The sequence below is a fragment of the Streptosporangium sp. NPDC051022 genome (assembly GCF_040683035.1).
Classification (GTDB): Bacteria; Actinomycetota; Actinomycetes; order Streptosporangiales; family Streptosporangiaceae; genus Streptosporangium.
The window spans coordinates 94,283-114,714 of record NZ_JBFBCF010000025.1 but is presented as its reverse complement, the minus strand read 5'-3'; the positions used below and the strand labels follow the sequence as shown (position 1 = coordinate 114,714).

21 protein-coding genes are annotated in these 20,432 nt (G+C 67.8%); 16 read left to right on the top strand and 5 right to left on the bottom strand.

Going from position 1 to position 20,432, the window contains the following annotated elements; all coding sequences use genetic code 11:
- Nucleotides 1-53 precede the first annotated feature (53 nt).
- Entirely contained in the window at nt 54-320 is a 267-nt protein-coding gene (locus AB0N02_RS32955) for a DUF6504 family protein (protein ID WP_363954381.1), read from the top strand.
- Here the strand turns inward: AB0N02_RS32955 and AB0N02_RS32950 are convergent.
- Together AB0N02_RS32950 and AB0N02_RS32945 are read right to left on the bottom strand one after the other, a co-directional pair.
- The gene (locus tag AB0N02_RS32950) at nt 260-1,069 is read right to left on the bottom strand and encodes a DUF4328 domain-containing protein (RefSeq protein WP_363954379.1); all 810 of its coding nucleotides are present in this window, start codon (nt 1,067-1,069) and stop codon (nt 260-262) included. The genes AB0N02_RS32955 and AB0N02_RS32950 overlap by 61 nt on opposite strands.
- A gap of 66 nt (nt 1,070-1,135) precedes the next feature.
- A complete protein-coding gene (locus tag AB0N02_RS32945; RefSeq protein ID WP_363954377.1) occupies nt 1,136-1,786 on the bottom strand; it encodes a response regulator transcription factor in 651 nt (216 codons plus the stop codon).
- Nucleotides 1,787-1,900: 114 nt separating this feature from the next.
- Between AB0N02_RS32945 and AB0N02_RS32940 the strand changes: the two genes are divergently transcribed.
- The gene (locus AB0N02_RS32940) at nt 1,901-2,047 is read left to right on the top strand and encodes a hypothetical protein (RefSeq protein ID WP_363954375.1); all 147 of its coding nucleotides are present in this window, start codon (nt 1,901-1,903) and stop codon (nt 2,045-2,047) included.
- 469 nt (nt 2,048-2,516) lie between these two features.
- Here AB0N02_RS32940 and AB0N02_RS32935 read toward each other — a convergent pair whose 3' ends face one another.
- Complete coding sequence (locus AB0N02_RS32935; RefSeq protein WP_363954373.1) at nt 2,517-2,729, bottom strand: DUF397 domain-containing protein; 213 nt, start codon at nt 2,727-2,729, stop codon at nt 2,517-2,519.
- A complete protein-coding gene (locus AB0N02_RS32930) occupies nt 2,719-3,591 on the bottom strand; it encodes a helix-turn-helix transcriptional regulator (RefSeq protein WP_363954371.1) in 873 nt (290 codons plus the stop codon). Before AB0N02_RS32930 ends, AB0N02_RS32935 begins: the two co-directional genes overlap by 11 nt.
- Before the next feature lie 494 nt (nt 3,592-4,085).
- On the opposite strand from AB0N02_RS32930, the gene AB0N02_RS32925 reads away from it, so the two are divergent.
- The 11 genes from AB0N02_RS32925 to AB0N02_RS32875 all read left to right on the top strand — a co-directional run bounded on the left by AB0N02_RS32925 (nt 4,086) and on the right by AB0N02_RS32875 (nt 13,494).
- Nucleotides 4,086-4,505 (top strand): ATP-binding protein, encoded by a 420-nt coding sequence (locus AB0N02_RS32925; RefSeq protein WP_363954369.1) that lies wholly within the window; start codon nt 4,086-4,088, stop codon nt 4,503-4,505.
- 1,005 nt (nt 4,506-5,510) lie between these two features.
- Nucleotides 5,511-6,515 (top strand): hydroxymethylbilane synthase, encoded by a 1,005-nt coding sequence (gene hemC, locus AB0N02_RS32920; RefSeq protein ID WP_363954367.1) that lies wholly within the window; start codon nt 5,511-5,513, stop codon nt 6,513-6,515.
- Between the two features lie 346 nt (nt 6,516-6,861).
- Nucleotides 6,862-7,374, top strand: coding sequence for a hypothetical protein (locus AB0N02_RS32915; protein ID WP_363954365.1), 513 nt, complete (start codon nt 6,862-6,864; stop codon nt 7,372-7,374).
- 525 nt (nt 7,375-7,899) lie between these two features.
- Nucleotides 7,900-8,316, top strand: coding sequence for a plasmid replication, integration and excision activator (locus tag AB0N02_RS32910; protein ID WP_363954363.1), 417 nt, complete (start codon nt 7,900-7,902; stop codon nt 8,314-8,316).
- Between the two features lie 218 nt (nt 8,317-8,534).
- A complete protein-coding gene (locus AB0N02_RS32905; protein WP_363954361.1) occupies nt 8,535-9,971 on the top strand; it encodes an FtsK/SpoIIIE domain-containing protein in 1,437 nt (478 codons plus the stop codon).
- Nucleotides 9,968-10,171 (top strand): hypothetical protein, encoded by a 204-nt coding sequence (locus AB0N02_RS32900; protein ID WP_363954359.1) that lies wholly within the window; start codon nt 9,968-9,970, stop codon nt 10,169-10,171. The genes AB0N02_RS32905 and AB0N02_RS32900 overlap by 4 nt, the downstream gene beginning before the upstream one ends.
- Before the next feature lie 2 nt (nt 10,172-10,173).
- Entirely contained in the window at nt 10,174-11,796 is a 1,623-nt protein-coding gene (locus tag AB0N02_RS32895) for a replication initiator (protein WP_363954433.1), read from the top strand.
- Nucleotides 11,797-11,964: 168 nt separating this feature from the next.
- Nucleotides 11,965-12,117: a hypothetical protein gene (locus tag AB0N02_RS32890; protein WP_363954357.1), complete on the top strand. Its 153-nt coding sequence runs from the start codon at nt 11,965-11,967 to the stop codon at nt 12,115-12,117.
- A gap of 179 nt (nt 12,118-12,296) precedes the next feature.
- Nucleotides 12,297-12,692: a hypothetical protein gene (locus tag AB0N02_RS32885; protein ID WP_363954355.1), complete on the top strand. Its 396-nt coding sequence runs from the start codon at nt 12,297-12,299 to the stop codon at nt 12,690-12,692.
- A gap of 79 nt (nt 12,693-12,771) precedes the next feature.
- The gene (locus AB0N02_RS32880; RefSeq protein ID WP_363954353.1) at nt 12,772-13,143 is read left to right on the top strand and encodes a hypothetical protein; all 372 of its coding nucleotides are present in this window, start codon (nt 12,772-12,774) and stop codon (nt 13,141-13,143) included.
- Between the two features lie 204 nt (nt 13,144-13,347).
- Nucleotides 13,348-13,494 (top strand): hypothetical protein, encoded by a 147-nt coding sequence (locus AB0N02_RS32875; RefSeq protein WP_363954351.1) that lies wholly within the window; start codon nt 13,348-13,350, stop codon nt 13,492-13,494.
- Between the two features lie 450 nt (nt 13,495-13,944).
- On the opposite strand, the gene AB0N02_RS32870 is transcribed toward AB0N02_RS32875, so the two are convergent.
- Nucleotides 13,945-15,696, bottom strand: coding sequence for a recombinase family protein (locus tag AB0N02_RS32870; protein ID WP_363954349.1), 1,752 nt, complete (start codon nt 15,694-15,696; stop codon nt 13,945-13,947).
- Nucleotides 15,697-15,771: 75 nt separating this feature from the next.
- Between AB0N02_RS32870 and AB0N02_RS32865 the strand changes: the two genes are divergently transcribed.
- The 3 genes from AB0N02_RS32865 (at nt 15,772) to AB0N02_RS32855 (ending at nt 20,377) form a co-directional block, all read left to right on the top strand.
- On the top strand, nt 15,772-16,470 hold the full coding sequence (locus AB0N02_RS32865; protein ID WP_363954347.1) for an ABC transporter ATP-binding protein: 699 nt from the start codon (nt 15,772-15,774) through the stop codon (nt 16,468-16,470).
- Nucleotides 16,467-18,458 (top strand): FtsX-like permease family protein, encoded by a 1,992-nt coding sequence (locus AB0N02_RS32860; RefSeq protein ID WP_363954345.1) that lies wholly within the window; start codon nt 16,467-16,469, stop codon nt 18,456-18,458. The genes AB0N02_RS32865 and AB0N02_RS32860 overlap by 4 nt, the downstream gene beginning before the upstream one ends.
- A gap of 368 nt (nt 18,459-18,826) precedes the next feature.
- Nucleotides 18,827-20,377 carry a sulfatase gene (locus AB0N02_RS32855; protein ID WP_363954343.1) on the top strand — a complete coding sequence of 517 codons (1,551 nt, stop codon included), beginning with the start codon at nt 18,827-18,829 and terminating at the stop codon, nt 20,375-20,377.
- The last annotated feature ends 55 nt before the right edge of the window (nt 20,378-20,432 follow it).

The window sequence follows — 20,432 nt, the reverse complement described above, 5'->3', positions numbered from 1 at the left end:
CTGTGACCCGCCTTCCCCCGGGTGCCCACCTGAAAGCCGCGGGGAGAGGTGTCGTGAGCAGACTCTACGGTGATCCGATCGAGGTCTGGAGCCGTGACGGTCAGCCCGTCCAGTTCGTCTGGCGTGACCGGCTGTACACCGTTCGCCGGGTGCTCGACCAGTGGGTGGTCGCGCGGGAGTGGTGGAAGACCTCCGAGCACGACCCCGGTGAGCGCCGGTTCTGGCGGGTCGAGGCCGACCCGGGCGACGGGCTCGGCACCTACGAGCTCCGTTTCGACACCGCGGGCGGCGGCTGGCTGCTGATGAGGGCCTGGGACTGACGGCGGCGAAGACCCGGGACCGACGGCGACGAGGGCGTGGGCGCGGCGGTCGCGGAGGCGCCGAGGAACTGCGGGGCGGCAGGGGCGGCCGGAGCGGCGACGTCCCCGGCCCGCGTCCCGTACCGGTTGCGGGCGCCGGTGACCTGGATCCTGGTGATCTGCCGGACGGTCGCCGCGCACAGCAGGGCGGAGATCGCGACCGCGGCCAGCTCGACCGGGCCGAGACCGGTGAGGTTGGGGTCGCCGGGAGCGGCGCCGAACGGCAGCCGCATCGCGACCAGGGCGAGCGTGGTCAGCCAGCTCAGCCACCAGGCGGCCAGCAGCGCCACCCAGCGGCCGTGCCGGTCGGCGGGCGGGCGTGAGTCCCACCAGAGGCGGTGGACCAGCAGCGGGGGAGCGACCAGGTTCACCCCCGGCACCAGCCAGGCGGCCAGCACCGGCAGCCTCCCCGTGCCCGGGGGCGTGGCGCTCCGCCTGGCCTGGACCAGCCAGGTGAGGTAGGCGGCGGCGGAGGCGGCCGCCGTCACCGTGACGAACATGATCAGGATGGCGAAGACGGTCACCGCGCCGACGACGGCCTGCGCGCCGGCGGCGTGAGGGTCGCCGCCGAGCGCCGAGATCTCCCTGGCGAGTCGCCGGCCACGGGCGTGCTCGAACACCACCAGGGCGGCGACCGCGATCACCTGGGTGCTCAGGGCGGCGTGGACGGCGGCTGCCGATCTTCTCGGTGTGGGCGAGACGAAGCGCATGTGTATCTCCCCCCGGCATGCGCTGAAGGACCTGCCCTTCTTCTATCCCGTCAGCCGCCCGGCTAATCAGCTCACGACGCCGGACTCCCAGGCCCAGGCCGCGATCTCCACCCGGTTCCGCGCGCCGAGTTTCGACTGGATGCTGCCCAGGTGCGTCTTGACCGTCGAAAGCGAGACGAACAGCTCGGCGGCCACCTCCTGGTTGGTCCGTCCCCTGGCCACCAGGCGGACGACGTCCATCTCGCGCTCGGTGAGCGGCTCGCTCGGCGGCCGGGTGCCGTTGGGGCGGGGATGCGCCAGGTGTTCGAGCAGCCGTACGGTCACCGACGGCGAGACCAGCGCGTCCCCCGCCGCGGCCGCCCTGATCGCCTCGATCAGCAGCGTCGGCCCGCTGTCCTTCAGCAGGAAGCCGGTGGCCCCGGCGCGCAGCGCGCCGTAGACGTACTCGTCCAGGTCGAAGGTGGTGACGATGACCACCCGCATCGGATCGGCCACCCCGGGCCCGGCCAGGAGCCTGGTGGCCTCCAGCCCGTCCAGCTTGGGCATCCGGATGTCCAGCAGGCACACGTCGGGGCGGAGCCTGCGCGCGTGCTCCACCGCCTCGGCGCCGTTCGCGGCGGTCGCCACGACCTCCATGTCCGTCTGGGCGTCCAGGATCATCTGGAAGCCGGTCCGTACGAGCTCTTGGTCGTCGGCGATGAGCACCCGAATCGTCACCCGGTCGATTCTGCCAGCCCGTCGGCGATGTCGGACTTTCGGCTGATGTCGTGACTCCCGAATCGGGCGGCCGGCCGATCCGCCGGGCCGTCCCCGCGCGGGAGGGTCGTCGCCATGAGTGTTGTTCTCGAAGGAATCGGCCTGGTCAAGCGCTTCGGCTCGACCGTGGCGCTGGGCGGGGTCGGGCTGGCCCTCGGGGCCGGCGAGGCCCTGGCGATCATGGGACCGAGCGGGTCGGGAAAGCCCGATACGGGATTGTGACACTTCTTTCAAGGCTGGGCGATGCCGTGCCTGCTCGTACTCCGCCTGGCCTGACCTTTCGCTTCTTGCCAGGGGGCGCCCGGCGGGCAAAGATGCTCGGCGCCCCCTCCTCGCCGCCTCACCTCTCCCCGTCCCCCATAGCTGCCAACTCCGGGACTGTGAGCGGGACCTGTCAAGGGCGGCCTTGCGTGTACCTAAGCCGGTGACCTTCCAGCCGCACCGGTTGCCCTACGGCCACGGCCGTCCTTGACAGGGCACGTGAGCCCCGGACAATCGGGCGGCGGGGGGCCACCACCTGCACGCGCGTTAGCGTGTCGGCGTGTGAAGCGGGAAGCTTGCCAAAGGCTCAATTGACTGCCTTCAAGGTGACGCGGCAACGACGCGGATGCAACGGGGCAAGTGCGTCTCGGTAGAAAAACTTGGAGCCCCCACCGTGACGGTGAGGACTCCAGTTCCACTTGCCGTGAAACTATGTGTTGGGGAGATCAAACTCCCCGCGCTGGATACCGCCGGTGAAGGCTTTCCACTCGTCGGGCGTGAAGGTTAGCGCTGGGCCAGTACGGTTTTTGCTGTCCCGTACGGCCACGACTCCAGGGAGGTTGGTGGCAACTTCCACGCACTGGCCGTTGCCCTGGCTCCTAGTGCTCGTGCGCCATTCGGCGTTGGACAGGTCAAGGTCCATGCCTGCCCTCCTTCCAATTCTGTTGGGCCACGGCCAAGAGGGTTCGTGTTGCATCCGGACCGGCAGCTACGGCCCGCAGGTGCTCAAATAGCATGCTATAGCGCGCGATGTCCTCTTTGCTCTCCAGGAACAGATCGCTTCCACTGCCCTCCATGTAGACAACGTCATGGCCTTCACCAGGGAACTCAAGCAGTACGAAAGCGCCATGCATGCCTGGATAGGCTCCCGCGCTCCGAGGAATCACCTGGAGCGTGACGTTGGGCTCCTCGGCCGCTTCTCTCAGCTTGATCATCTGGTCATGCATGACCTGGCGACCGCCGACCTCGCGAAGTAACGCGGACTCGTCGATCACGGCCCAGAGCTTCAACGGGGTAGGGCGAGCGAGTAGTCGTTGACGCTCCAGCCGGGCGGCAACCCGGCTTTCAACCTCGTCTCGCGACACGTCGGGGACAGTTCCCCTGATCATGGCTCGTGCGTAACTCTCGGTTTGCAGCAGGCCGGGGATGGCCAAAATTTCGTAGTTGCGCACCCCTTCGGCCTCGGACTCGAACCCGATGTAAGTCGCGTACTGGCTGGGCAAGGATGCTGCGGTCTGAATCCAGGTCTCTTCCGCTGCTGCTTTGAGAAGTGCAGTCAGCTCCGCGCGATCTTCGTCGGATGCCCTGTACGCGTCCAACAGCGTCCGAAGACTCCGCGCTTGAGGTCTGACCTTCGCTCCCTCGATTCGGAAGAGCGTCGCCCGATCGAGGCCGGTTAGGTCTGCAACCTCCATAGGCGAGAAGCCAGCGGCTTCTCTCAGCTCGCGCAACCTGGTAGCGAAGCGTCTCAGTCGCAAGGTCGGCGCCTTGCTGCGTCCTGGCACGTGCTCAGCGTAGCGGGTTCCAAATCAAGTCGCTAATGCGCCGTTGCATATGCGCCTCGACGTGTGCATCATGGCATGCAGGCCAGCTTGGCGGATCGGTGCGGGATTCGGCAGGCGGATGGCTGATTTAGCACGCCAAACAAGAAGTGGGGTCGGCCAACGATTTGGGCGCTGGCCGCCCCCTGGACGCACGGACGCACACGGGAGGTGCAAGTGCGACCCATAGGCAACTTTAGAACAGGAACCGACTCTGAACATCAACTGATCCACCTGGTGCGCTTGGCCCTGGACCTTCGGGAGCTGGGCAGCGCGATCACTATTGATCTTCCGCAGAGGCGGGAGCCTTCCCTGCTGATGTGGGAGGGAGGGCGACCGCTGCGGATCTCGGCGGTGAAGCCCGATCGGGAGTGGGTCTTCACCTGGGGACACGGCAGGGAGCAACGGGTTCCTGCCCTGGATGCGGGGGCCGCGCGGCGTATCTGGCGGGTGGCGCAATGAGCGCGAACACGCTGGGCGTCGTTGATCTTCCAGGGGTGAAGCAGTCGGTTTCGGCTGCGCGGCGGTACGTGGCGGGGCTGCTTACGGACGCGGGCCACGTGGACGTAGAGGACGCGGTCTTGCTGGTGAGTGAGGTCGTGACGAACGCGGTGGTGCACACCAGTTCGGGCAGGCCGGGCGGCGTGGTGACCGTAGAGATTACGCATCAGGGGCCGGACTCGGTGTGCATCGAAGTGATCGACGACGGGTCACCGAGCGTGCCTAAGCCGCGTCATCCCGATGAGGGAGATCTGACTCCCGGAGGGCGTGGGCTGTGGCTCGTCGATGCCATCGCCACGAAGTGGGGCGTCCGCCCGGTGGAACAGGGACGGGTGGCGGTGTGGATGGAAATCACCACGGCGCCGAAGACGGCTTAACGCCTGGCGGGTGTGCGCTCTGGCCGATGTTCGCCGAGAGCTGGGGCGCACGCCCGATAAGAGAAGAGGGCAGCGAGATCAATGAGGAAGCTGGAGTTGGAGAAGCTCCGTCAGCAGATCGTGCGGCTGGTCGAGTCTGGGACGTCACTTTCCGCCATAGCTGCACAGACGGGTGTCAGTCCGGGCTGCCTGTATGCGGAGAGACAGCGATGTGCGGCTTTTGATGAAGCACTGGTGAAGGCGTCGGGCAAGGCGCCGGGCAAGGCAAGGCGGTTGATGCCAGTGGTACGCGTGGAGTGCCCGGGGGACACATGTGGCACGCCCCAGGGTTACGGAACGTTCAAGTGTCGGCGGCCTGCCTGCCGGGCGGCGATGCGTCGGCCGTCTCCGCTGGATGATCCGGCCTGCCGGGTCAGGCTTCTTGCCGCGATTCTGGCGCGGAGGGCGTGGAGTCGTGACGAGTTGACCCCGATAGCTGGGGCGGAGGGGCTCACGCTGGTGCAGGTCTGGAAGCGTGGGCGGTGGGATCCGGCGTGGAAGCTGGCGGTGGATGACGTGCTGGCGCTGGTTCGGGATCCGGGAGTGCGGCATGGGGCGCGGCCGGGCTACTGGAGGGCTATGTGCCGGTGCGGGGACTGCCGGACCTACCAGACGATGGTCAATCAGGGGCTTGATCCCCATGGCAAGCGGGGCGGTGAGGGGTGAGATGCCGCTTGTCGTTCTCGATGGCTCGTGCTGGATACAGGGCCATGGCGGTACGGGCCTTCCTCGGTCAGGTAGCGGTGGGGCCGGTTATATGGCCGAAGGCCACCCGTAGGGCGCCCCGTTCAGGGGCAGTGTTGCCGGCGCCACCGCGGCGGAAAGTTGATCTTTAAGAGCCTTCATGAGTGGGCGTGAAAGCGCTGTTCATGATGGCTGGCTGATGGATGCTGAGTACTTCGACGAAGAGAGGGTCAGGTGGACCAGACAGTGAGCGGTCGGTTAGTCCCTGTCAGAGGCCATGCGGTGAGCGGTGAGCGGGACCGGTCGGTGCTGGAAGCGGTTGGCCAGTACGTGGCGCAGACCCTGTCCGGGCGCACGGTTCGCCTGGGCACGCGTACCTCTCCGATGGCGCTCGGTCAGGCTCAGCATGTGGCGGCTCTATTGAGGAGCATCTCCCCTGAGCTGGAGGTGGAAGTCGTCGGGATTCAGACAAGCGGGGATCGCTGGCAGGGGGATCTTGCGGAGCTGGGCGGCAAGGGCGCGTTCATGAAGGAGATCGATCGCGCGTTGGTGATGGGCGCGGTCGATGCGGCGGTGCATTGCATCAAGGATGTGCCGGGGGATGTCCCGCTGACGAAGGGCACGACCTTCGCGGCCTATCTGGAGCGCGAAGACGTACAGGATGCGGTGGTCTGGCGGGCGGGTTCCTCCTTCACCCGTCTGGAGGATCTTCCGGCAGGAACGCGCATCGGTACGTCATCGGTGCGGCGTAAGGCGCAGTTGCTGCGCTATCGGCCGGATCTGCACGTGGACCGTATCCGGGGGAACGTGAACTCGCGTCTGGCGCGGCTGGATGCCGAACAGCGCTTTGAGGCGCTGGTGCTGGCGTGCGCGGGGCTGCGGCGCATCGGGATGGAACAGCGGATCGGGCAAGTGCTTCCGCTGGAGGTGATGTGTCCGGCGGTGGGCGCGGGGGTGATCGGGATTCAGTGCCGCGACAACGATTCGGCCGTGGTGGAGCTGCTGCGCCTGCTCGATCATGCCGAGACCCGTACGCACATCCGGGCGGAGCGGGCGATGCTGCATGGGTTGCAGGGGCATTGCAACTCCCCGATTGCCGGGCACTGCTTCACCACGTTGGACGGGCAGTTGTCGCTGACGGGGATGGTCTTCACCCGGGAGGGCGGTCAGTTCGCCTACGCGCATGAGTGGGATCAGCCGACTCGCCCGGTCGAGCTAGGCGGTTATGTTGCGGCGGTGCTGGCGCGTAAGGGGGCGCTGAACATCATCCGGGGCATCCCCCATTAGCCACAGCCGGATTGATCAGTGTCGGTCAGATGGGGAAGTGCCGTACCGACGAACTGTGGCTCCGTTGGCCCGTGGTGGGTACAGGGCCATGGCGGTACGGGCCTTCCTCGGTCAGGTAGTGGTGGGGCCGGTTACATGGCCGAAGGCCACCCCGTAGGGGCGCCCGTTAAGGGCAGTGTTGCCGACGCCACCACGACGGAAAGATGATCTCGGTGAGTTCCCGCTATACATGATCGCTATAGGGCACACAGGTCGGCGCTCCCCGAGTCAGGATGAGATGAAAAGTGCGCGGTTCAGGAAAAGGGGGCGCATGATCAGACGTGGCTGGACGCGGGCCGGTATGGCCGTGGCACTGCTGGTTTCAGGGGCGGGATGTGCCATTACGCCGGGGCCGTCCATCACCAGGGCTCAGGCAATGGCGGTGGTGAATCGCTATCTGGGAGAAACCTTCCGGGCGGTGAAGGGGCCAGTGTTTACTCGCGTCTTCCCGCTCGACAGCATCACTGGTTGTGAGTACTTCGCGGATACGGGTCCCACGGGGCAGGTCGCGCCGGGGGTGGAGTACCAGACAGACAAGATCGGGACAGAAGAGGCTCAGCAGTACATGGCTGAGGTGGCGGCCTACTGGGAACGGGATCCGAGGGCGCGGGTGGAGCGGCAAACACGGGGGGATGGGGTATTCGATGGTGTCGAGATTCGTCCGTTCGGTGATCGTTACCGGCTGCATGTCTCCTATTACCCTCCTCCGGGGATAGCGCAGGTTTACGTCATGGGGGCTCTGGAGGATTGCATCTGGGAGAACGGTACGGCTCCGCCCGCGCCTGACGTCCTCGATCCCTCCTTCCTCGCCCCTTCGTAGTAGTTTTTTCGGCAACTGGAAGCCTCGTCGCCTTGGGGGTGGCGGGGCTTCGTCGTGTCTGGGGCGGTGGCGCGTACCCCGGGCGGCGGGTGCGGGATGGTGCGGCGGCGGGTGGTGCGGCGGGCGGCGTGGTCCGCGCGTCCGTGCCGGGCGGCGCGGGCCGGGACCGGCCCCCGGGCCGCATGCCCGGTCCCGATGCCGGGCCGGTGCGGGCGGGCGTGCCGCGCCGGGCGGCGGCGCGGAGCGCTGCCGCCCCTTGATTCTTATAAGAACAATTCGGCAGTTGGGAGAGATGAGCCCTGCGCGACTCCGTGAGCGAACGGTGTGCAGGTGGTTACTGACCCTTCCCCTTCTATGCCAGGAACGATGTAGGAGCAACTTCTCCAGAGAAGTCACTAATCCTCTTAAAGGTGCTTCTTTTTTGGTTTCGGCGGGAACTTGTAGTGACTCCAAATCGTTTAACCGGTACCATAAACAACCCGTCGGTAAGGGAGGTAAGTTTTGGCACTACAGGGGCCTATCCCTGTGGATCATGCACTGGTCTTTCCGCATGGCTGCTATGTCAGCGGGGAGGTCACTCAGGCGTTGGACTTCGATGCCAGTACTCCGGACAGGCCGGTTCCGACAAGGGACAAGGCGACCGGATTGCCGATCTGGCAGGTACCCGTGATGGATGGTGACCCTTCCGTCAAGGTGGCTGCCAAGTCGCTCACTGTGAAGGTTGTTTCACCGGCTGAGCCGGTGATTCCTCCGGTTCCTGCTGCTCTGGCGGCTGCTGGCCTGTCGCTGGTTCCGGTCGTGTTCGAGGGGATGACCGTGACGCCGTGGGTCACCGATAAGGGGCGGGTGGCGTACTCGTTCAAGGCGAGCGGGGTTCGTGCGGCGGTCTCGGCTGGCGCTTCGACGGGTAAGGGCAGAGAGCCGTTCAGTAACGGCGAGTGAACAAATAGGTAATTAGGCGGGGGTTGCCGCTGCCGGGCGCGCGTGGGGCGTGCTGGCTGGCTGAGGGGCGGCGTCCCTGGTTTTTCGGTGAGTCGTGCGGGCTGCCGGGATCGCACCATTCCGGCGGCCGTCTCGACGCTGCCTTTTGCGGCTGTGCCATTTCGGGGTGGGCGGTCGCATGCCGATTTCATCATTACGGGGTTCGGGAAGGGGTCTCGTTGGTACTGCGCAGAATGCCGGGCGCAGAGGTGCAGCATGTAGTGGCGACACGGCCGGATACGTCGGTGGTGTTCTCGCCGACGGTGGTCAAGACGCCTGCTGTGGTCACGCTGGTGGTGTGGCTGTGGCGGGTGCTGGCCGGGCTGGTCCGGATGGTGTGGCGTCACCCGGTGGCGTGCACGCTGGTGGTGGTGTCGGGGGCGGGCTGCTATCTGGCAGGGTGGCGGGTGGCCCTGATCGGGTGGGGGCTGACAGCGGGGGTCGTCTCTTCCTGGGCTGGGCTGTGGCCTGCGGCTGCGGTGCGGCTGCTGGTGTGGCCTGCGCTGGCCTGGTGGAGGCTGGTGTGGGTGTATCGGCGCCGGTGGCGGGCCGTGATGGCGGTGACGGGGCTCGGGGTCACGCTGGGCGGGCGGGGGTATGCGCCTGACCTGGTGAAGGTCCGGTGTGATCGGCACACGGACCGGATCACGGTCAAGATGCTGGCCGGGCAGGCTGATCAGCAGTATGCGGAGGCGCAAGCGGGCCTGTCGCATGGGTTCGGTGCGCCGTCGTGCCGGGTGTCGTCGTCTCGGCCTGGCTGGGTGACGCTGACCTTTCCCCGGCGTGATGCGCTGGCCAGGACGGTGGCGGCTCGCCCGTACCCTGACGCCCCGGTGGTCACCACCGTGGATGTCGGCATGGGTGAGGACGGGCGCCCGTACCGGCTGCAAGTTCACGGCACTCACGTTCTGATCGCGGGCGCGACGGGGGCCGGTAAGGGCTCGTGGCTGTGGTCGGTGGTGCGGGGGCTGCTGCCTGCGCGGGCCGTGGGCCTGGTGAAGCTGTGGGGGCTGGATCCCAAACGGATGGAGTTGTCGTTCGGGCGTGCGCTGTTCGATGAGTACGCGGCGACTGCGGAGGGGTGTGCTGACCTGCTGGAAGCGGCGGTCACGGAGATGCACAAGCGGGCCGATCGGTATGCGGGGGTGCAGCGTTCCCACATCCCCAGTGTGGAGGATCCGTTCATCCTGGTCATGGTCGATGAGATCGCGTTCTTGACCGCGTACCAGACGGACAAGGGTCTCAAGGTGCGGATCATGGCCGCGCTGGCGACGCTGGCCACACAGGGGCGCGCGGTGGGCATCGGCGTCATGGCCGCGTTGCAGGATCCGCGTAAAGACGTGCTGAGTATCCGCAACCTGTTCCCCGACAAGATCGCGCTTCGGCTGGATGAGGCGGAACAGGTGGACATGGTCCTGGGGGACGGGGCGCGGGACCGGGGAGCGCTGGCCGATCACATCGCCCGCGACCCCAAAGACCCCAGTGTCGGGGCGGGGGTGGCCTACGTGCGGCGGGAGAACGACCCCACGCCGATCCGGGTGCGGGCGGCCTACGTCAGTGACGGCGACATCCGGCACATGGTTCTCAAGTACTCGACGGTGAGTGAGGCGCTTTGACTCTCTGGGTGATCCTGTATGGGCTGACATGCGCCATGTGCGGGGAGATCGACCAGTTGTGGCAAGACGTGGTGCGGGGCGTGGTCGAGTGCCGATGCTGCGGGGCGCGGGCCTGGGCTGACGGGGCGGACTGCGACACGAACTTCGACGGTGACTTCGACACGGACTTCGACACGGACTTCGATGGGTGGATTGCTTGACCGTGGGTGAGGTGGGGCGGGAGCTGCGTGCTCTGCGGGGTGCGCGGCTCCTGGTCCGTGAGGTGGCCGAACAGGTAGCGATCACGAACGGGGTGTGTATCCGCCCCATCCCGTATCGGCGGGTGGATGCGCTGACGGGCCTGTCTGAGGTGGTGTCGGTGCCGTGCGGGGCGACGCTGGAGAGCAAGTGCCCGCCGTGCGCCAAGCGGTCTCGTCAGGTGCGGCGGGCGCAGTGCCGGGAGGGCTGGCACCTGGAGTCGGAACCGGTGGCGCCTGCTGAGGCGACGCAGGATCAGCGAGAGCTGATCGAGACGCGCGCGATGTTGCAGCTCCAGCGGGATGAGGCGGTGCATGCCGGGGTGGATGTGCGGGACCTGGACGCGGTGATCGATGCGGTGGATCGGGAGATCCACGCGGCGGGGATGGCCGGATCGGTGGCGGGCCGTTCGGGTGGTCATCGGGTGCGTTCCACACGGCGGCGGCAGGATGCGCCGGACCTGCCTCGGCGGGTGATGCGGGATACGACGCTGGGGCGGACGTTCACCGGGCCGGACGGGAAGGTGTTTCGGCCGTCGATGTTCGTCACGCTCACGCTGCCGTCCTATGGGCGGGTCCGTGGTGGGGTGCCGGTGGATCCGGCGGCGTATGACTACCGGCGGGCGGCGCGGGATGCGCTGCACTTCTCCAAACTGGTGGATCGGTTCGTGCAGAACCTTCGCCGGGTGGCGGGGTTCGATGTTCAGTACTTCGCCACGGTGGAGCCGCAAAAGCGGCTGGCTCCGCATCTGCACATGGCGATTCGGGGGACGTTGCCGCGTGCGGACCTGCGGCGGATCGTGGCGGCGACGTATCACCAAGTGTGGTGGCCTGCGGTCGATGTCGTGCGGTTCGAGGGCGCGAACCTGCCGGTGTGGTCGGCGGGGGTGGGTTATGTCGATCCCGGCACGGGTGAGGTGCTGGCGACGTGGGATGAGGCGCTGGATCGGCTGGGCGCTGATGCCGATGCTGAGCCGTTGCATGTGGCGCGCTTCGGTGTGCAGCTCGACGTGCAGGGGGTGTTGGCGGGCAGCAAAGACGCTGACCAGTGCATCCGGTACTTGAGTAAGTACCTCATGAAGTCGCTGGGTGAGACGGTCCACGGTGCTGACGATGCCGGGGATGTGGGGCGGCGGGCGCATGCGGCGCGGCTGGTGGAGGCGTTGCGGTTCGAGCCGTGTTCGCCGGGGTGTGCGAACTGGCTGCGGTACGGGGTGCAGCCCAAGGGGGCCAAGGCGGGGATGGTGCCGGGGCGGTGCCGGAGCAAGGCGCACAAGCCGGAATACCTCGGGTACGCGGGGCGGCGGGTGCTGGTGTCGCGCCGCTGGTCGGGGCGGACCATGCGGGATCACACGCGGGATCGCCGGGCCTGGGTGATGGAAGCGCTCGGGCTGGAAGACGACGGGGCGGCGGATCGGCACCGGTATGTGTGGCTGCGGCTGGCGGCGGGTGATCCGGATGCCGGGGCGCCGGGGCTGCGGCTGCTGCGGGAGGTGGCCAAGCGGCAACGCTGGCGCGCGGAGGTGGAGGCGCTGCGGGCGCGGGCTGAGGCGGGGCTGGGTGGGGCGGTGGTTGCCATGGCGGGGTGATGCCGAACTGGGTGCGGGAGCGGTGGGGCCGGTCGCATGGCCGAAGGCCACCCCGGAAGGGGCGCCCCGTTCAGGGGCAGTGCAGCCGGCGCCACTGCGGCAGAAAGAAACGCGCAATGAGCAGGGACCGACAGTAGAGAGGCGAGGGAGAGGAAACCGATGGGGTCGATGGGTTACTTAGACCTGGTGCCGGTGGTGTTGATGGTCGCGGTGCCGTTGGTCGTGCTGGGGCTCGTGGCGCTGGTCGTGACGTGGGCCGTGATGCGGAGGCTGAGTAAAGGCGACGGCGCGAACCACAGCGATTCTCCGGATTGTCCGTAAACGGAGCCGACAGCAGACCGGCAAGGGAAAGAAGAGGCGACCGTGCTGGTACTCGCTCCTGTGGTGGGGGGCGGTGGCGCTCGTCTTCACGGTGGCGGGGGTGGCCCTGGGGTGCTGGGCTCTGTGGCGGCGGCGTGCTGGGCGGATCGGGTGAACCCGCGCGAGAAAAGGAGAGGTGCATGATCGGCGGGGTTGTGCTCTTGGTGGCGCTGCTGGTGCTGGCCACGCTGGGGATCTTTCTCGTACGCGGTGCTGCCCGCGACCGGGATGGCGGGCGGCGGGATGAGATCGCGCACCTGGCGTCCAAGAAAGGCACGGCAGGCCCGTGGTTCGTGGTCGGGATCGATCGAGGGTGGTCGGGGATGGCCGCGTGGGAGGTGCTTGTGCCGGGGCCGGATGCTGTCCGGCGGGTGAAAGAGGAGTCACGGGCAGCGCGTGATCAGGAGGTGTATCTGTCGCGTCGTGACCCGGATGGGCGGGTGATCACCTGGGTTTATCTGGACGGTCAGGAGGTCCGGGAGATAGCGGGCCTGTATGGCAGTGACGGCGTGGGGATGGGCGAGAGGTGTACGTGACCCGTCACGGCCTTGATGGGGCGGTGACGTGGGTGTATCGGCATGGACGGCGGGTGCGGACGATCAAGGGAAGGTTCTGATGGATGGATCTATGTATTTAGCGGGCTTGGTGCTGGCGGTGCTGGCGGGGGCGGTGGCTCTGCTGAGAGCCCGGCGTGCCCTTGATAAGCCGGGCGGGGTCAAGCGGTGGTTGAAGGTCGAGAGGCGGTTATCAGGCCAGCAGCGGAGGGCCGGTTACGCGGTCGGGGTGGATCTGGGGTGGAAGGGGGTGACGGCTCGGGCGGTGGACATGGCGGCCGATGAGGTCGAGGCGTGGGCGCGGGAGGAGTCGCGGCAGGCCAGGCGGGTGTATGTGTCGCTGCGGACCTGGGAGGGGCAGGTCACGACCTGGGTGTGGGAGGACGGAAGACGAAGGCGCAAGATCACGCGGTTCGACCACGGAGGGAGGTAAGGGGATGAGCGGCGCGGCTGGGATCGGTCAGTTAGTGGTGGTGATGGCGGGTGCCGTCGCGATGCCGATGGCTGTTCGGGGGGTGTATCGCGCCTGGCGCGGGCGCGTGAAGACGGCAGGTGAAATGGTCAGCCGTCGTCGTAGCGATTGCGCCGTGATGGCGCGGTCGGTGAACGAAAACCAGAGCGAAAGGAGGAGAAAAGCATGCGTGATGAGTCCGGATACATCACGGTGGCCCCGTTTCTCGTGATCTACCTGCTGGGAGCAGTGCTGGTCGTAGGGACGGTGGTTGTCGTGGTGAGTCTTCTGCTTCGGGCCTGGAGTGACTGGCGGGATAAGGAGTGGGAGTGAGGGGGGAACTGCGCCGGGACGCTTAGCCATCGGTGCAGAGGATGCGCCTGAAAGGGGGCGTGCGAAGCGCCTTCAGGGGTTCGGGGTGAGAAGCGGGGGCGCGCGGTCCTCAGCCGTCGGGGGTTGGGTGGGTGGGCGGGTCGATCAGCTCAGGCAGCACAGAAACCCTGCCATCACTCTAAGTGGTCACGGGGGCAGTAAGCGTCTACGGTCAGTAGCTGCTAGGGAAGGGGAAACAGACGGATGATTCGGGGGCCGCTCCTGTCAAGGCGGCCTTGGATCGGCTGACGGTGGAAGATCGGGAGTGGGTCAAGCGGACGGTGGCTGAGTGGGAGCCACTAGACGACGCGGACAGGGATTACCTGGCGATGATCTTTAAGAACTATCGCTGATCTCGGATAGCGCGATGCCCCGGATGAACGTCCATCCGGGGCATCGCGCTATCTGGGGTTAGGCGGCTTGGGGTGAGTTGCTGCGCGGGCGCTTGGCGATGGTGACTCGCTCACGTATGGGGGTGCGCCTGCCTCGCCCGACAGGGTGAACGGTGACAGTCACCATACGTCGGCAGATCTCGCGCTGCTCGCCGAGAGTCAAGTCCTCCCATGCGGCCTGGATGTCGTCGGCACCGATCAGCTTCGCGGCGGGGTGGGACTCCTCGCGCACCTGGGAGAGCTGTGCTTCCGCGTCGGCGATCTTCTTGAGGTACTTGGCTGTCAGGTCAAGGAACTGCTTACGGGTGATCCGCTCTGCGGCTCGGTCTTCGGTGGTCTCATCGATCAACCGCTTTTGCTTGGCCAACTCGGCGCGTAGGGCGGCGATATCGGTTCCCGGGGCGGTGTGCCCGATGATGTCGGCGGGGTCGGAAATCCTGATCAGCTCAACGATCGTTGCACCTACCAACGCGTCAAGTCCTTCGGCGTCACACACAACGTGCCCTGAATCTGATTCGGCACACCGGTAGCTTTTCCGCTTGTCGATGTGGATCACTTCTCCGTCCCGGTTCTTGCGCTGCCAATTCTTGTTCTGCGCGCGGAGCGTCTTGCCGCACGGGCACCGATAGATACACGATCCGAGTAAGACGGGAGTGTTGCCGACGTGGTTGGTTCGGCGGTCGGGATCGGTCAGCTTCCGCACCAATGCCCAGTAATCGTCGGGGGCGATGATGGGGTCTCCGGGCAGACGGCCCACGACATCATCAGGCGTGTAATGCCTGGGAGTGGCTTGCTCTTCTTCCTGCTCTTCTTCCTGCTCCTCCTCGATGTCTTCATCGAAGTCACCTTCCCATACCTCCTCGGATACCGAAACGCTGGACCGGTGAACAAGTAGTCCAGCATTGCGCGGGCGTAGCAGCATGTCACGAACCTGCGGGCTGGACCATTCCCCGCCGTTCGTAGTGAGGATTCCTCGGCGGTTCATGTCGCGCTTGATGTATGCAATGGCTACGTCAGCCATGGCTAGGGCGTGGTAGTGCTGAATGACTTCTGCCTCGCTGGTGTGGACGGTGGTTCCGTCGGGCTCGAATCCGAAGCACCTAGGGCCGCCGCCGAATCTTCCCTCTTCGGCCTGCTGCCTGCGGGCTCGGGAGACTCGGCGCGCGGTGTCGCGGGACGCTTGGTTAGCGATGGCGCAGAGGATACGGGCACTGGTGATGTCGGTGTCGTTGGCCAGGCGCAGACTGCCCGTGAAAGAGCGAACCATGATGCGCGGCTTTGATCCTTCGATCACGTCGATAAGGTCTTCAAGGTCACGAGGGTCACGGACCGTACGGTCAAGGTGGTAGGTCACGAAAACCCGGAACCTTGCCTCGCTGAGCAGCTTAAGAGCGCGACGAAACTTGGGGCGGACGGTCCGGAGTTGATGTTCCCCATTGGGTAGCTTGATCTTGCGGCGCTTGAATGCGCTGGTGTCGTTCTCGACTAGGATCATGCCTACCCGGGCGTTGATACCGGCGGCTGCCTTGCAGGTGTCTTCCACCTGGCGCGCGACACCGTTTACCTCCTCTTCTTCCGCGTCTGAGATGCGCACAAGAATGAGGGCATCGCGCCTGGATGGGGCATCGGAAATCCATACCTCCCCTCGGGCATCCCATCGTCCCTGGACACCGTTGATCTCCATGGAAGCGCCATCACGCATCGCGTTCTTAATGACTGTGATGTGCGCCTGCTGCTCCTCGCTGAGCTTGCTTGGAGGACGCTTCTTCACTGCCGCCCCTTGCCCTTCTCCCGTTGTTTTCCCCTGTGTTTCAATTCTACGGAAAAGAAATGCATTAATCGTGAGGTGGGGAAGTCGACCCTGCTGCACTGCCTCGCCGGGATCATGAAGCCGGACGCGGGTGAGGTCCACCTGCTCGGCACGCGTATCGACACGATGGGGGAACGGCGGCGCAGCGAGCTGCGCCGTACCCGCTTCGGTTTCGTCTTCCAGTTCGGCCAGCTCCTGCCCGAGCTCCCCGCGGAGGAGAACGTCGCGCTGCCGCTCATGCTCGGCGACGTCTCCCGGGGCGACGCCGTACGGCGGGCCCGCGAGTGGTTCGGCCCGCTCGGGCTCGGCGGCATGGAGGGCCGCAGGCCCGGCGAGCTCTCCGGAGGCCAGGCCCAGCGGGTGGCGATCGCCCGGGCGCTGGTCACCCGGCCCGCGGTGATCTTCGCCGACGAGCCGACCGGCGCGCTCGACCAGGTCACCGGGCACGACACGATGGGCCTGCTGGTGGATGCGACCAAGCGCAACGGCGCCTCCCTCGTGGTCGTGACCCACGACCACGAGGTGGCCCGCTGGTGCGACCGCGTCGTCGAGGTCCGCGACGGCCAGATCGTCCCCGCCCCGTACGGCACGCCTTCCTCCGCCGGAGACGGCGCCGGGCGTCCCGCCCCGTACGGCGCGCACCCTCCAGCCGGACACGGCACCGGACACCCCGTTCCCGGGGAGGGGGCGTGGGGCTCCGAGAGCACCCGGGTCCTTCCCGAGGTGGCAGGATGAGCCGGCTGATGGGCCTGGCCTGGCGGCTGCTGCGCGGCGGGGGGCGCCGGGGCCTGCTCGGCTCCGGGCTGACCGTGGCCGCGGTCGCGGTCTCCACCGGGCTGCTGCTGTTCACCCTGGCCGCGAACCTCGCCTTTCAGGGCAGGGCGGACCGCGGAGCCTGGCGCAACCCGGTCGCGGCCACCGGCGACGCGGTCGCCGTCGAGGCCGTGCACAGGGACTACGTGGACGAGCGGCAGATCACCGTCGTCGACGTGGCCGCCCTGAAGCCGGGGGCACCCGCGCCGCCCGGCCTCGACCGCTTCCCCGCACCCGGCGAGGTCTGGCTCTCCCCGGCGCTGGCCGGGCTCGCCGCCGAGCTTCCCGCCGCCCGGCTCGCCGACCGCTTCCCGGGCAAGGGCGGCGGCAGGATCGGCGATCGGGGACTCGTCCACCCCGAGGAACTGGTCGTCGTCCGCGGGCAGGCCCCCGGCGCCCCGGCGCTGACCGCGGGGCCGGCGGTCGACGGGAAGGAGGACATCGCCCCCACGAAGATCTCCGACTTCACCGGGCGGAGGACGGACGACGCGATCGGGTACCAGATCCTGGCGCTGATCGCGAGCGTCCTCATGGTCGTGCCGCTGCTGGTGTTCGGCGGGGCGGCGGCGAGGCTCACCGTGGCCCGCAGGGACCAGCGTCTGGCGGCGCTGCGGCTGATCGGGGCGACGCCGGGGCAGGTGGTCGCGATGACCGTCGCCGAGGCGGTGATCACGGCGTTCGGCGGGGCGGTGCTCGGCACGGTCCTGTACTTCCTGCTGACCCCGCTGCTCACCGGGATCGAGATCCAGGGAGGTTCCTGGTTCGTCTCCGACATGTGGCCGGGGGTGCTCCCCGTCCTCGCCCTGGCGGCCGCCGTACCGTTGCTCGTGGGCCTGTCCGCGGTCGTCGGCCTGCGCCGGATCGTGGTCAGCCCGCTCGGCGTCGCCAAGCGCGAGACACCGCCCGCGATGCGTTTCATCCGGGTCGTCGCGCTGCTGGCGGTTCTCGCCCTGGTTCCCACCCTCGGGGCCGGCGTCGGCATCGGTGTGATCGTGACCGTCCTGAGCCTGGCCTTCCTCGCGATCAACCTGGTCGGCCCGTGGGTGGTCGGCGTGCTGGGCCGCGTCGTCGCGGCCACCGCCAGGCGTCCCGCAGGGCTGCTGGCCGGGCGCCGCATGATCGACGACCCCAGGGCCGCGTGGCGGACCGTGAGCGGCGTCGCCCTGACCGGTTTCGTGGCCGGGTTCATCGGCCTGCTCAGCCCCGGCGCCGACCTGCTCAGCCCGGGAAACGCCTCGGACCTGCGCGTCTCCGTCCCTCCGGCCAAGGTCGCCGAGATCACCGCGCAGGCGCGCGAACGGCTCTCCGCCGCGGGCGTGCGGGCCGAGGTCACCGTGCGCGGACGTGCGCGGGCGGCGGGTCCCTCGTCTCGCGGGCACGACGCCGGGCCGCCGGTGCTCGTCGTCTCCCCCCGCGAGCACGACGTCGCGTCGCTTGACAGGGCGCGCACCGCGCTCGACGGCCTGGTGCCCGGCCGCAGCGCGACCACGGCCGCGGACGACGACCGCTCCGGCTTCCGGGTCCTGGGCGACATCCGCACCGGAACGGTCGTCGTGCTCACGGTCTCGTTCCTGGTGGCGATCGCGAGCGCCGGGATCACCGCCGCCTCCTCGATCCTGGACCGCAGGCAGACCTACGCCCTGCTCCGCCTGGCGGGCACCCCGCTGAAGGTGCTCGGCGCGGCCCGGCGCGCCGAGACGCTCATCCCGCTGTCCGTCATGGGCGGCGGGGCGATCGCGATCGGCATGTTCTGCGCGCTTCCGTTCGCGCTGTCGGTGATGAACGTCTCCGGGCTGGTCACGCTGCTCGTCTGCGTCGGGATCGGCTTCGCCGGGGTGGTCGCGGCGGGAGCGGCGAGCACGCCGCTGCTGCGCTCGGTCACGGCCAACCCGGCGCCCCGCCCGGACTGAGTATCCCTATTTAACAAGTAGGGAAAGTTGTAAACATGGCCGTGGATTGTTACCGTGGGGAACACGGGGAGCCCGGTTGGTGAAGGTGTCGCGGGGCCGGGCCCACGCGGCGGGCGCAGACCTTCCAGCCGGGCGTTCTCCGTGAAACGGGGGCGGCGCCGGACGGCCACGGGCGCCGCTCGCGAGGACGGAGCCGGCGGGCAGGAGGCCCCCTCGCCCGCCGGCTCCGCCTTGGGGTTTCCCCGGATCCGGGGCGGCTCGCATCGGCGCGATCCGCCCCTGACGCAGGCCCGGCCGGTGGAACGCGTTCCAGGTCAGCGGCCCGGAGGCGAGGTGTCGGTATCCGGCCTTCTGGGAAGCGTGAATTTGTGCTTAACGCTGTCCGCAAGCTCATGTGCCTGGCTCTGCTGTCCACCCTCGGTGCTCCGGGACTCGCTCCCGCGGCGGCACGGGCGGCACGGGCGGCCGAACGGCCCAACATCGTGTTCATCCTCACCGACGACCTGGAGGCGGGAGATCTGCAGAAGTACCCCAACATCTGGAACGAACTCGTCCGCGGCGGCACCACCTTCAACCGGTTCTTCGTGACGAACTCCTGGTGCTGCCCGTCACGCTCGTCGATCCTGCGCTCCCAGTACGTGCACAGCCACGGAGTGCTGACCAACACCGCTCCCGAGGGCGGGTTCACCAAGTTCTACAACTCGGCCCTGGAACGTTCCACGCTCGGCACCTGGATGAAGTCGGCCGGCTACCGCACCGGCCTCATGGGCAAGTACCTCAACCACTATCCCGGCGGAGCCGCCGAGCCGACCTACGTGCCGCAGGGCTGGGACGAGTGGGACGTGCCGGTGCTCAAGCTGTACAAGGAGTACGGCTACACCCTCAACGAGAACGGCCTGCTGCGGCCCTACGGCTACGAGGACACCGACTACCTGGCCGACGTGCTCAGCCAGAAGGCCAACGCGTTCGTCTCCCAGGCGGGCGACGAGCCGTTCTTCCTGTATCTCGCCCCGATCGCCCCGCACAACCCGGCCAACTGCGCGGCCCGGCACCGCGACGCCTTCGCCGACGCGACGGCCCCCAGGACCCCGTCCTTCGACCAGGCCGACGTCAGCGCCGAACCCCGCTGGCTGAGCTCGCGCCCGAGGTTCAGCGCGAGAGTGATCGAGGGCATCGACGAGCGTTACCGTCGCAGGCTGAGGGCCATGCTCGGGGTGGACGACATGGTCGCCTCCCTGATCGAGACTTTGCGTGTCACCGGGAAGTTGGACAACACCTACCTCTTCTTCGGTTCCGATAACGGGTTCCACCTGGGGCAGCACCGGCTCGCCCAGGGCAAGACGACCCCCTTCGACGAGTCGATCAAGGTGCCGTTCGTGGTCCGGGGGCCGGGCGTCCAGGCCGGTGGCGTCGTCGGCGACCTGGCGGCGAACGTCGACATCGCCCCGACCTTCGCCCAGCTCGCCGGCGCGCAGCTGCCGGAGTTCGCCGAGGGCCGCTCCCTGCTCCCGCTCCTGCGCGGCCAGCCCCCGTCCCCGTGGCGGCAGAACGTCCTGCTGGAGTTCTACCGTCCGCTCAACCCGAGCTCGGCCCGCCAGACGCCGGTTCCCGCCTACCAGGGCATGCGGACCGCCCGCTACACCTTCGTCCGTTACTCGACCGGCGAGTACCAGCTCTACGACAACGTCGCCGACCCCTACCAGCTCCACAACCTCGCCGCCCAGGCCCCGGCTGACGCGATCGGGCAGTTCAACCAGCAACTCGACGCCCTGGCCGCCTGTTCGGGAGCCACCTGCCGGTCGGCCGACTCCGTCCCGCAGCCCTCGTTCGTCCTTCCCGACCCGACCCCGTTCGCTCCGGTCTCCTCTCCGCCCGCTCCGGCCCCTTCCCCGCCCGTGTCGTCCGCGACCCCCGGATAGGCTCGCCCGGCCTCTGACGGGCACGCCCGATCTCCCGGTGGCGTGCCCGGTCCCC